This is a genomic window from Paraburkholderia sp. J41 (genome assembly GCF_905220235.1).
Taxonomy (GTDB): Bacteria; Pseudomonadota; Gammaproteobacteria; order Burkholderiales; family Burkholderiaceae; genus Paraburkholderia.
Genome location: NZ_CAJMZE010000063.1, coordinates 1 through 11903 on the forward strand (window position 1 = coordinate 1; position 11903 = coordinate 11903).

Annotated in this window: 9 protein-coding genes; all 9 read right to left on the reverse strand. The window is 66.9% G+C overall.

Features of this window, described 5'->3' with window-relative positions:
* Positions 1 to 67: 67 nt before the first annotated feature.
* A complete protein-coding gene (gene ftsB / locus U5805_RS31130; RefSeq protein ID WP_322107333.1) occupies positions 68 to 493 on the reverse strand; it encodes a cell division protein FtsB in 426 nt (141 codons plus the stop codon).
* 101 nt (positions 494 to 594) lie between these two features.
* A complete protein-coding gene (gene eno / locus U5805_RS31135) occupies positions 595 to 1878 on the reverse strand; it encodes a phosphopyruvate hydratase (RefSeq protein ID WP_322107334.1) in 1284 nt (427 codons plus the stop codon).
* 399 nt (positions 1879 to 2277) lie between these two features.
* Positions 2278 to 3132, reverse strand: a complete 855-nt coding sequence (gene kdsA / locus U5805_RS31140; RefSeq protein WP_322107335.1) for a 3-deoxy-8-phosphooctulonate synthase — start codon at positions 3130 to 3132, stop codon at positions 2278 to 2280.
* Positions 3129 to 4790 (reverse strand): CTP synthase, encoded by a 1662-nt coding sequence (locus U5805_RS31145; RefSeq protein WP_322107336.1) that lies wholly within the window; start codon positions 4788 to 4790, stop codon positions 3129 to 3131. Before U5805_RS31145 ends, kdsA begins: the two co-directional genes overlap by 4 nt.
* A 264-nt stretch (positions 4791 to 5054) precedes the next feature.
* Complete coding sequence (locus tag U5805_RS31150; RefSeq protein WP_322107337.1) at positions 5055 to 5858, reverse strand: alpha/beta hydrolase; 804 nt, start codon at positions 5856 to 5858, stop codon at positions 5055 to 5057.
* Positions 5859 to 5935: 77 nt separating this feature from the next.
* Positions 5936 to 8710: a ComEC/Rec2 family competence protein gene (locus tag U5805_RS31155; RefSeq protein ID WP_415914695.1), complete on the reverse strand. Its 2775-nt coding sequence runs from the start codon at positions 8708 to 8710 to the stop codon at positions 5936 to 5938.
* A gap of 45 nt (positions 8711 to 8755) precedes the next feature.
* Positions 8756 to 9544, reverse strand: a complete 789-nt coding sequence (locus U5805_RS31160; protein ID WP_322107339.1) for a TatD family hydrolase — start codon at positions 9542 to 9544, stop codon at positions 8756 to 8758.
* Between the two features lie 36 nt (positions 9545 to 9580).
* Positions 9581 to 10312: a lipoprotein-releasing ABC transporter ATP-binding protein LolD gene (gene lolD / locus U5805_RS31165; protein WP_322107340.1), complete on the reverse strand. Its 732-nt coding sequence runs from the start codon at positions 10310 to 10312 to the stop codon at positions 9581 to 9583.
* On the reverse strand, positions 10305 to 11558 hold the full coding sequence (locus U5805_RS31170) for a lipoprotein-releasing ABC transporter permease subunit (protein WP_322107341.1): 1254 nt from the start codon (positions 11556 to 11558) through the stop codon (positions 10305 to 10307). The genes lolD and U5805_RS31170 overlap by 8 nt, the downstream gene beginning before the upstream one ends.
* Positions 11559 to 11903: the final 345 nt, after the last annotated feature.

Below are 11903 nucleotides of genomic sequence, written 5' to 3' on the forward strand. Positions count from 1 at the left end.
CGCGGCTCATTGCCGCGCTTTTTTGTTGCCTGCAAACCGTCGCCGAATGCGGATTGCGAAAACCCGTTCAACCCGCTTTCTTTTTCGTTTCCTTGCCGTGCCCGTGCTTTTTCTCGGGCACGCGCGACACCGGGTTCGGCACCACACGCACCGGCGCCGCCGACATCTCGCCGCGCGTCGAGGTGTTCGACGATCCGCTCGGCGTGCTGGGCAGCGGCTGGTTCGGCGAAACGAACTGCACGAACACTTCGCCGTCCTTCACCATGCCCATCTCGTAGCGCGCGCGCTCCTCGACGGCCGAGGTGCCGTTCTGCAAATCCTGCACCTCGCCCGCAATGCGCTCGTTGCGCAGCTTTTCGTCGTCGTTCTGCTTTTGCTGCTGCGCGAGCTGCTGCTGCAATTCATGCACGCGCAGCCAACCACCGTGGCCCCACCAGAGCGGATACTGGATCAGCACGAGCAGAATGATCAGGACGACAGTGACAAGCCGCATGAAAGGTGCCGGATAAATACACGCCGCCCTGCGCTATACGCAGGGCGGCGGTGAACGGGAACGAAGTAGGACAGCAAGGCCGCTGCCGGCGTCAAGTCCGCTTAACGGAGGTTATAGAACGCCGACTTGCCCGGATAGCTGGCGATATCACCGAGGTCTTCCTCGATGCGCAGCAACTGGTTGTACTTCGAAATGCGGTCCGAACGCGAGAGCGAACCGGTCTTGATCTGACCGGCATTCAGACCCACGGCGATATCGGCGATCGTCGAGTCTTCGGTTTCGCCCGAGCGGTGCGAGATCACGGCCGTGTAACCCGCGCGCTTGGCCATCTCGATAGCCGCGAACGTTTCCGTCAGCGTGCCGATCTGGTTGATCTTGATGAGAATCGAGTTGCCGATGCCCTTCTCGATGCCTTCCTTCAGGATGCGCGTGTTGGTGACGAACAGGTCGTCGCCGACGAGCTGGATCTTCTTGCCGAGCTTGTCGGTGAGCAACTTCCAGCCGGCCCAGTCGGACTCGTGCATGCCGTCCTCGATCGAGACGATCGGGAACTTGTCGCACAGCGTCGCGAGGTAGTCGGTGAATTCCGCCGACGACAGTTGCAGGCCCTCGCCCGCGAGCTGGTACTTGCCGTCGTGGTAGAACTCGCTCGCCGCGCAGTCCAGCGCGAGCAGCACGTCCTCACCGGCGCGATAGCCGGCCTTTTCGATCGCTTGCAGGATGGTGGAGAGGCATTCGTCGTTGCTGCCGAAATTCGGCGCGAAGCCGCCTTCGTCGCCCACCGCCGTGCTCATGCCGCGATCCGAGAGAATCTTCTTGAGCGCGTGGAACACTTCCGCGCCGCAACGCAGCGCCTCGCGGAAGGTCGGCTGGCTCACCGGCACGATCATGAATTCCTGGATGTCGAGGCTGTTGTTCGCGTGCGCGCCGCCGTTGACGATGTTCATCATCGGCACCGGCAGTTGCATCGCGCCCGAACCGCCGAAGTAGCGGTACAGCGGCAGGCCGGCTTCTTCAGCGGCGGCCTTCGCGACGGCCATCGACACGGCCAGCATGGCGTTCGCGCCGAGGCGCGACTTGTTGTCGGTGCCGTCGAGTTCGAGCAGCGTCTTGTCGAGGAAAGCTTGCTCCGACGCGTCGAGGCCCATGATCGCCTCGGAGATTTCGGTGTTGATGTGCTCGACGGCCTTGAGCACGCCCTTGCCGTTGTAGCGGCCGGCTTCGCCGTCGCGCAGTTCGATCGCTTCGCGCGAGCCCGTGGACGCGCCCGAAGGCACGGCCGCGCGGCCCATCGTGCCCGATTCGAGCAGCACGTCGCATTCGACGGTGGGATTGCCGCGCGAATCCAGAATCTCGCGACCGATGATATCTACGATTGCACTCATGGTTTCCTCAGAAAATGACAGTCATTCTTGCGCGACCGGCGCCCGCCCGGCGGCTCGCTGCGCGCGGCCCGCCGTTGCTTCGTCCGGCGCCGTGCGGCCTTTTCGCGCGTGAGCCGCGCGTGGACCGAAACGCCGTCGCATGAAACGCCCACGGCGCGCCGGGGACAGACGGCGGCGCAGTCTCGGGTTCACTTGCCGCAGCGCCGCAGGCCGCCGTTTCACCGGTTTGCCCGCGCGCTGCCACGCTGCTTTCTACATCAAGCGCGGCGCGCAAGCCATGCTACGCGCAGGACGATGCCGCTTCGTGACATCGCTCGCGCGCAGCGCCTTGCGGACTGCCGCGCTGCTCCTCCATCGCGCCGCCCGTGCAACCGAAGCGGCGCGCACTGCATCGTTACGTCAGTTGAAGTCGTTCTCGAGGAACGGCGCGCGCTTGACCGCCTGGTCGAGCGTCACGAGCGTTTCGAGCAGGTCCGCCATGCGGCCGAGCGGCACGGCATTGGGACCGTCGGACTTCGCTTCGGCGGGCTTCGGGTGCGTCTCCATGAAGAGACCCGAGACGCCCGTGGCCACGGCCGCGCGCGCGAGCACCGGCACGAACTCGCGCTGGCCGCCCGAACTCGTGCCCTGCCCGCCCGGCAACTGCACCGAATGGGTGGCGTCGAACACGACCGGCGCGCCGGTCTCGCGCATGATCGCAAGCGAGCGCATGTCCGAAACGAGGTTGTTGTAGCCGAACGAGACGCCGCGCTCGCACGCCATGAAGCGGTCTTCGGAAAGCCCCGCCTCACGCGCGGCTTCGCGCGCCTTGTCGATCACGTTCTTCATGTCGTGCGGCGCGAGGAACTGGCCTTTCTTGATGTTGACCGGCTTGCCCGAACGCGCGCACGCGTGGATGAAGTCGGTCTGACGGCACAGGAACGCGGGCGTTTGCAGCACGTCCACGACCGCCGCCACGGCCCCGATCTCTGCTTCCGAATGTACGTCGGTCAGCACGGGCAGACCGAGCTGGCGCTTCACTTCGGAGAGGATGCGCAGGCCCTCGTCCATCCCGAGGCCGCGAAACGACTTGCCGCTCGAACGATTGGCCTTGTCGTAGGACGACTTGTAGATGAACGGAATGCCGAGCTTCGACGTGATTTCCTTCAGGCGGCCCGCGACGTCGATCGTCATTTGCTCCGATTCGACGACGCAGGTGCCCGCGATCAGGAAGAACGGCTTGTCGAGACCGATCTCGAAACCGCACAGATTCATGCTTTCTCCTGGGCGCGCGACTGCTGGTGCGCGAGCGCCGCTTCGACATACGCCTTGAATAGCGGATGGCCGTCACGCGGCGTGGACGTGAATTCCGGGTGGAACTGCACGCCGACGAACCACGGGTGCATCTCGCGCGGCAGTTCCATCATTTCCGGCAGGTCTTCCGTGGGCGTGCGCGCGCTGATGATAAGGCCGCCCGCCTCGAGCTTGGGCACGTAGCCGTTATTGACTTCATAACGGTGGCGATGGCGCTCGTTCACGTCCTTGCCGTAGATTTCCGACGCGAGCGTGCCTGGCTTGATCGGGCAGCGCTGCGAACCGAGGCGCATCGTGCCGCCCAGGTCCGAGTCTTCGGTGCGCTTTTCGACCTTGCCTTCGCGGTCGGCCCATTCGGTGATGAGCGCGACGACGCGGTCGGGCGTGTCGGGGTCGAATTCCGTGCTGTTCGCGTGCTTGAGGCCCACCACGTCGCGCGCGAATTCGATCACCGCGAGCTGCATGCCGAGGCAGATGCCGAGATACGGCACCTTCGCTTCGCGAGCGTACTGAATGGCCTTGATCTTGCCTTCGGTGCCGCGGCGGCCGAAACCGCCCGGCACGAGAATCGCGTCGAGATGCTTGAGGCTTTCGACGCCCTCTTCGTCGATCTGTTCCGAATCGAGGTACTCGATGTTCACCTTCGTCGAGGTCTTGATCGACGCATGGCGCAGCGCTTCGATGAGCGACTTGTACGACTCGGTCAGATCGACGTACTTGCCGACCATGCCGATGGTGACTTCATGCTGGGGATGCTCGAGCTTTTCGACCATTTCCGACCAGATCGACAGATCGGCGGGCTTGGCGGAGAGCTTCAGCTCGTCGCAGACGATCGAGTCGAGACCCTGATCGTGCAGCATTTGCGGAATCTTGTAGATGCTGTCGGCGTCCCACACCGAGATCACGGCGTCTTCCGGCACGTTCGAGAACATCGAGATCTTCGAGCGCTCGTCGTCGGGAATGCGGCGGTCGGCGCGGCACAGCAGCACGTTCGGATAGATGCCGATTTCGCGCAGCTTCTGCACGCTGTGCTGCGTGGGCTTGGTCTTGAGTTCGCCCGCCGTGGCGATGAACGGCACGAGCGTGAGATGCACGAAGCACGCGCTGTTGCGGCCAAGGCGCAGGCTCATTTGACGCGCCGCTTCGAGGAACGGCAGCGACTCGATGTCGCCCACGGTGCCGCCCACTTCGACGATCGCCACGTCGGGCTCGCCGCAGGTGGCCGACGCCGCGCCGCGCTCGACGAACGCCTGAATTTCGTTGGTGATGTGCGGAATGACCTGCACGGTCTTGCCGAGATAGTCGCCGCGGCGTTCCTTGCGGATCACCGATTCGTAGATCTGGCCCGTGGTGAAGTTGTTGGCCTTGCGCATCTTCGTGCTGATGAAGCGCTCATAGTGGCCGAGGTCGAGGTCGGTTTCCGCTCCGTCTTCCGTCACGAACACTTCGCCGTGCTGAAACGGGCTCATCGTGCCGGGGTCGACGTTGATGTAGGGATCGAGCTTGAGGAGGGTGACTTTGAGACCGCGCGATTCGAGGATCGCGGCGAGGGAGGCGGCGGCAATACCCTTGCCGAGGGAGGAAACTACGCCGCCGGTGACGAAAACATATTTGGTCATCGCTGAATGCTCGCGGGAAAAACGGATTATACCTGAAAGCAAGGGCTAACCCTGAATTTTGCGCGGGCATCGCGCGTGGTGCGGCGGCGCTCGATCCCGGCGTTCGGCGCGAACACCGCGACCGCATCGCGGACGCGTCCGCACCGCTTCGCGGGCGTCCCGCCGCGCGAGCGTTCGCGCGCCCACAGCCGGTATCGCGCCCACGCGAGCGCGGCCCGAAGTTCGCCCAGGGCTTCAGGCCGGGGCTTGCCCGAAGCGCCCGGTTCAGACGCCGTTTTCCATCGCGAAAAGCAGCCGCTGCACGGCGCGCGCGGTTTCGATGGGCCGCTCCATCGGATACAAATGGCTGCCTTCCATCCACTCGAAACGCTCGCCCGCGAGGCGCCGCGTGGCGTCGAGCCCGACCTGGCGCACTTCGCGCGAACGCGTGCCCGCGATGAAGCTCACCGGCACCGGCGAGCCATGCACGAGCCGCGCGCCGAGCGTATGCGGCAACGTGCGGTAAATCATGTATTCGATGTGCCGATCGAACGCGAGCGTGCGCGTGCCGTCGGGCGAGCTTTGCGGCATGCCGAAGTCGACATAGTCGGAAAGCACGCGTTCGTCCCAGCGCGCGAACGCGGGCTTCGCATGGAAATGGCGCCAGGCTTCCTCGCGGCTCGCCCAACTCGTGCGGCGCGTGCGCGTGGCGGCGGCCGGCGAAAGCCGTTCGTCGAGACCGGTCCATTGCGAGATGCGCAGCAGGCTGCTGCGCCAACCCGCGATCACCGGCGAATCGAGCATCACCACGCCGCGCACCCACTGCGGCTTTTTCAGCGCGGCCATCAACGAAAGATAACCGCCGAGCGAATGGCCCACGAGCCAGACCGGCTCCTCGTAGCTGCGGCCGATATCGTCGACGAGCTGTTCGACGAGATGCGGCCAGTCGCGCGTGACCGGATAGCGCGGATCGTGCCCGATGCGCTCGATGTAACGCAGTTCGTAGCGATCGCCAAGCTCGGCGAAGAACGTGCGGTACGTCGAGGCCGGAAAGCCGTTCGCGTGCGAGAAATGAATGACGTTTTTCAAGGGCGCGCTGTCTCTCTGGTTTGTCTCTTCTTCTTGCTTGTGAGGCGTGCTTGGCCGACGCCATCCGCATGACGCGTTCAGTCGGGCGGCCGCGGGTCCATCCAGTAGCGCCGCTCGCGCTCGCGAAAGCGTTCGACGGCAATCGCGCCCGCCCGCGCCTCGATGCGCACCGCGCCGTCCGCGTCGCTGCGGGCCAGCACGATATGACGCGCTGCGTAGCGCGCGAATACGCCCGGATGCGGATGATGAAAGCGATTGAGAAAGCCTACCTGAAATATTGCGACAAGCGGCCAAACGGAATCGAGGAACGGCTCGGTCGACGAGGTGCGGCTGCCGTGATGCGGCACGACCAGCACCTGCGCGCGCAGGTGCGCGGCATCCCGGGCGATGAGCGCGCGCTCGGCGTCCGCTTCGGTATCGGCGGCAATGAGCGCGACGACGGGCGCGGCATCCCGAGCCGCCGCGCTGGAGACGCGCAGCACGCAGCAATGCGCGTTCGGCTTGCCCGTGATCGGCCCCGGATCGGGCCACAGCACTTCGAAGCCCACGCCATCCCACTGCCAGCGCTGCCCCGCGGCGCACTGCACGCGCTGCGCGCCCCGCTCGCGCGCTTGCGCCCACAACGGATGCGCGCGCGCGATGCCCGCCACGAAAGCGCCGACACCGATCGCATCGAGCACGGCCGGCGCGCCGCCCGAATGATCGGAATCGTCATGGCTGACCATCAGCGTGTCGAGCCGCCGCACGGCGTGCGTCTGAAGATACGGCACGACGATGCGCTCGCCCGCGTGCGTCGATTCCGGGCCCGGACCCGCGTCGAACAAGAGCGTGTGACGCGCCGTTTCGACCAGCACCGACGTGCCCTGCCCGATGTCGAGCGCCGTGAGCCGGAATGCGCCCGGCGGCGGCCCGCCCGGCGCGGGCATCACCGCGGGGGCCACCAGCGGCAGCCAGGTGAGCGGCGCGAGCCAGCGCAACGGCCAGCCGCGCGGCGCGAGCAGCCACGCCACGCCCACCGCCGCGCACGCGAGCGGCCACGCGCCGGGCTGAGGCAGGCGCAGCACCGCGCCGGGCAAATCCGCGCACGCGCCGAGCGCCTGCATGAGCCAGTCGATCAACCGATGCGCCGCGCGCAACGCGAACGCATCGAGCGGCCGGGGTAGCGCCGCGCTCGTGAGCACCGCGGGCGTGACGAGTGCGCTCACCCAAGGGATCGCAAAGGCGTTCGCGAACGGCCCGATCAGCGGTATCTGGCCGAACCAGTACGCCGTGAGCGGCGCGAGCGCGAGCGTCACCGCCCATTGCACGCGGGCGCTGCCGGCGATAGACGCGCGCGCGCGTTGGCATGCGGCGCGCCAGCCGGCGCGCGGCGCGAACGTTTTCAACCACGGCCTTCGCCCACGCGCAGCGGGCGCGGCTTCCCGGTCGCGCATCGGATTCACGAGGTCGTCATCGGCGTCGGCATCGGCGTCGGCGGGCGCTTCGCGGCGCGTGTGCGGCACGCCCGTCGCCGCATACAGGATCGCCGCGACCGCGCCGAACGAAAGCCAGAACCCCGCCGCCGTCACCGACCACGGATCGCGCAGCAGCACGAACCCGAGCGCCCACGCCAGCACGATCGAACGGTCGACCGCGCGTCCCGCGAAAAGCGCGAGCGCCGCCACCGACAACATGCCGAGCGCGCGCTGCACCGGCACGTTGAAGCCCGCCAGCGCCGCGTGGGCGGCCGCCGCGAGCAGCGCGCCCGCGAGCGCGACCCGTTGCGCCGGAACGACGAGCGGCGCGGCAACGCCGCGCCAGCGCATGCGCCGCCAGCACGCGCCGGCCGCCCATCCCGCCAGACCCGCGACGAACGCCAGATGCAGCCCGGAGATCGCCACCAGATGACTCGTGCCCGTATTGCGCATGAGCCGCCAGTCGGCGTCGCTCACGGCATCCTGCGCGCCCGTTGCGAGCGCGATGACGATACCGCGATGCGGCGCGCTGCCGAGCACGGCGTCGATGCGCGCGCGCAGCGCGGCGCGTTGGCGCTCGACGAGCACGCCGATGTTGCGCGCATCGGCGGCAAGACGCGTGGCGTGAAGCCCATCGCTGACATAACCCGTTGCGCGCACGCCGCGCGCGAGCAAGGCGGCTTCGGTGTCGCGCAAGCCGAAGTTGCCGTTGCCGTGCGGACGTTTGAGCCGCACCGTCAGCCGCCAGCGCGCGCCCGGCACGAGCGGCGGCAACGGCGTCTCGCGCGGCATCCACGACAACTGAATCAAACGCGGCAGCGGCGAGCCCGCGCGCTGCTCGCCCCACGATTCGACGCGAAAGAGAAAACTCGCGCCGCCGTCGCCTTGACCGTAGGTGGGCAGGCTGGCGATATAGCCGCTAACGCCGACATCGCGCGCTTGCCACGCAAGCGGCAGCGACTCGGCAAGCCGCATTTCGGCGCGCCACGCGGCATAGCCGAAACCCGCGCAATGCGCCGCGATCCACACCGCCGCCCAACCGCTCGCCACGCGCGCGCGAGGCAACACACGCACCACCTGCAACAACCGCATCGGACGCACAACACGCAGGGAACGCACAGCACGCAGGGAACGCGCAACACGCACGACGCGCACGACGCGCATAACACGCACGGCACGCAGGGAACGCACAACGCGCACGGCACGCACGGCATGCCAACGCGCGCTGCCAGCGTCGCGGCAATCGTCGAGCAAAGTCCCGCGCAACGCGAAAACCGCCCACGCCGCCGCGAGCGCGAACACCAAACCGAGCCCGAGCCACGCGCGCCACCCGGGCAACTCCGCTTGCCGCTGCAACACGATCACGCCCAGCGCAAACCCGCACCACACCGCCCGCATTCCGCCTCCGTCGCATGAGGCAGCGCTGCACCGCCTTATCGACGATTATGCGGACGAAAGCGCCAGCCGGGGCAGCGCGGACGCAGCGTTAGCCGTTGTGCCAAGGGCGATTTCCTCGGGACTCAAGCCGCGCAAGCCGGCGAGCACGGCGCCGATGCGCGGCACCTGATCGGGCGTGTTGCGCTCGCGATAAAGCCAGGCCGGCGAGATGTCGGGCGCGTCGGTTTCCATCACGATGGCCTCGAGCGGCAACTGCTCCGCGAGCCGGCGAATCTGCAACGCGCGCTCGAACGTGAGATTGCCGCCGAAACCCAGATGCATGCCGTGCTCGATGAAGGCGCGCGCCTGCTGGAAGCTGCCGTTGAACGCATGCGCGATGCCGGTCTTCACGCCCGCGCGGCGCAACCCCGCGAGCACGCGATCCTGCGACTTGCGCACGTGGCAGATCGCGGGCAAGCCGAACTCGCGCGCGAGCCGCAGCTGCGCCTCATAGAAGTGCTGCTGGCGCGTTTCGTCGAGACCCGGCACGAAGTAGTCGAGCCCGATCTCGCCAATGCCGACGAAGCGCGCATCGCTCAGACTCGCTTCGATCTCGCGGCGCAAGACCTCGAGATCCTCGTCGCGCGCCTGCGGCGTGTAGAGCGGGTGAATGCCCAGCGCGTAGACCGCGCCTTCGGTGCGATGCGCGAGCGCGCGCACCGTCGCGAAGTTCTCGCGCGCCACGGCCGGGATCACGATGCGCGAGACGCCCGCCGCCTTCGCGGCCGCGGCGACCGTGTCGCGGTCGGCATCGAACTCGCCGGCATCGAGATGACAGTGCGTATCGACCCACATGATCGGCGTGGCCTCGCGTGGCGAAAGAAAAAGCGCTCAGACCGGAACGACCGGCTCCTCGTGCAGCATGCCGTCGCGCAGGCGCACGATACGGTCGCAGCGCGCCGCAAGCTCGGGATCGTGCGTGACGATCACGAAACTCGTTTCGAACTGGTCGGAGAGTTCGAGCATCAGGTTGAACACGTTGTCGGCGGTGCTGCCGTCCAGGTTGCCCGTGGGTTCGTCGGCGAGCACGCAGGCGGGCTTCGTCACGAGCGCGCGCGCGATGGCCACGCGCTGACGCTCGCCGCCCGAGAGTTCGCCCGGCCGGTGCCGCGCGCGATGCGCAAGCCCCACGCGATCGAGAATCGCCAACGCCTCGGCGCGCGCCGCTTCCTGCGGCATGCGGCGAATGCGCAACGGCATCGCCACATTGTCGAGCGCCGAAAATTCGGGCAGCAGATGATGAAACTGATAGACGAAACCGAGCGCGCGGTTGCGCAAATCGTTGCGCTCGCGCTCGGACAGCTCCGTGAACGGCTTGCCGAGCAGCGAAACCTTGCCCGCGCCCGGCTCGTCGAGACCGCCCAGCACGTGCAGCAGCGTGCTCTTGCCCGAACCCGAGGCGCCCACGACGGCGAGCTTTTCGCCACGCTTCACGCTGAGGTCGGTGTCGTGCAGCACCTGCACGGAAAGCGCGCCCTGGCCGAACACTTTGGAAATGCCGTGCGCTTCGAGCACGTAGGGATGATCGCTGGACATGGCTTGATTCGATTGACGGTCATTCATAGCGCAGCGCCTCCGCGGGGCGAACCCTGGCGGCGCGCCAGCTCGGGTAAAGCGTCGCGAGCGCGGACAGCACGAACGCGATCGCGCCGATGCGGATCACGTCGCCAGGCACGAGTTCCGAAGGCAGCTCGCTGATGAAATACACCGAAGGCGGCAGGAACTGCACGCCGAGCAGATGCTCGATCATCGGCACGAGCCACGGAATGCTCCACGCGATCAGGCAGCCGAGCGCGATGCCGATGCCCGTGCCCACGAAGCCGATCGTCACGCCCTGCACGACGAAAATCCTCATGATCGAGCCGGGCTGCGCGCCGAGCGTGCGCAGGATGGCGATATCGGCCTGCTTGTTGGTCACGGTCATCACGAGCGACGACACCAGGTTGAACGCCGCGACCGCGATGATGAGCGTGAGGATGATGAACATCATGCGCTTTTCGATCTGCACGGCCGAGAACCACGTCTTGTTCTGCTGCGTCCAGTCGCGAATGTAGAGATCGCCGGAGAGCGTATGCACGAGCTGCCGCGCGACGGCCGGCGCCTTCTGCATGTCTTTCAGGCGCAATCGCACGCCGCTGGGCGCGCCGAGCCGGTAGAGCACTTCGGCGTCGCGGATATTGGTGAGCGCGAGCGTGCTGTCGTATTCGTAATGCCCCGACTCGAACACGCCCACGACCGTGAACTGCTTCAGGCGCGGCAGCATGCCGGCCGGCGTGATCGAGCCTTCGGGCGCGACGAGCGTCACTTTATCGCCGACCGTCACGCCGAGATTCATGGCCAGGTCGCCGCCGAGCACGATGCCGAAGCTGCCCGGCGTGAGATTGTTCAGGCTGCCCGCCTTCATCTCCTTGCCGATGTCCGACACCTGCGGTTCTTCCGAGGGCTCCACGCCGCGCAACTGCACGCCGTTGACGCTGTCGCCGCGCGTGAGCAGCGCCTGGGCGTCCACGTAGGGCGCCGCGCCGATCACCTCGGGATTGGTTTTCGCTTCCTTCGCGGTGAGCTGCCAGTCGGGCATGGTGCCCGTCGGCGAGAAAATTTCGATATGCGCGAGCACGGAAAGCATGCGGTCGCGCACGTCGCGCTGAAAGCCGTTCATCACCGAAAGCACGACGATCAGCGCCGCGACGCCGAGCGCGATGCCCGACATCGAAATGAGCGCGATGAACGAGATGAAACCGTTGCCGGTCGTGCGTTTGCCGGCGCGCGTGTAGCGCCAGCCAATCTGCCATTCGTAGGGAAGTTTCAAGCGAATCCTTTATGCGTCTTCGTTGCGTCCCGGCGACGCGGTTCACGAAATGCGGCGTAGCGTGAGCGAATAGCGTGCCGGGGCCGGCGTCGATCAAGCGCGAAGTTTGCCACACTGGCGGCCTCCGACGGACTTTCGCACCGCGCCGCGAGCCGTGTTTGCGCACGGCTTTCCCATTTTCGGCGCTTTCGCGCAGGAAAGCCGCTGAGGCTTCGAGCGATGCGCAAGGCGGAAAGTGCCCGCGCCGTGTCAGGCGGGCGATGCATCGCGGAATGAGGGCGGGCCGCGAACGGTGACGGCGGTTCGCGGCGGCGGTCGGCGGTTGGCGGTGGGCGGTGGGCGGGG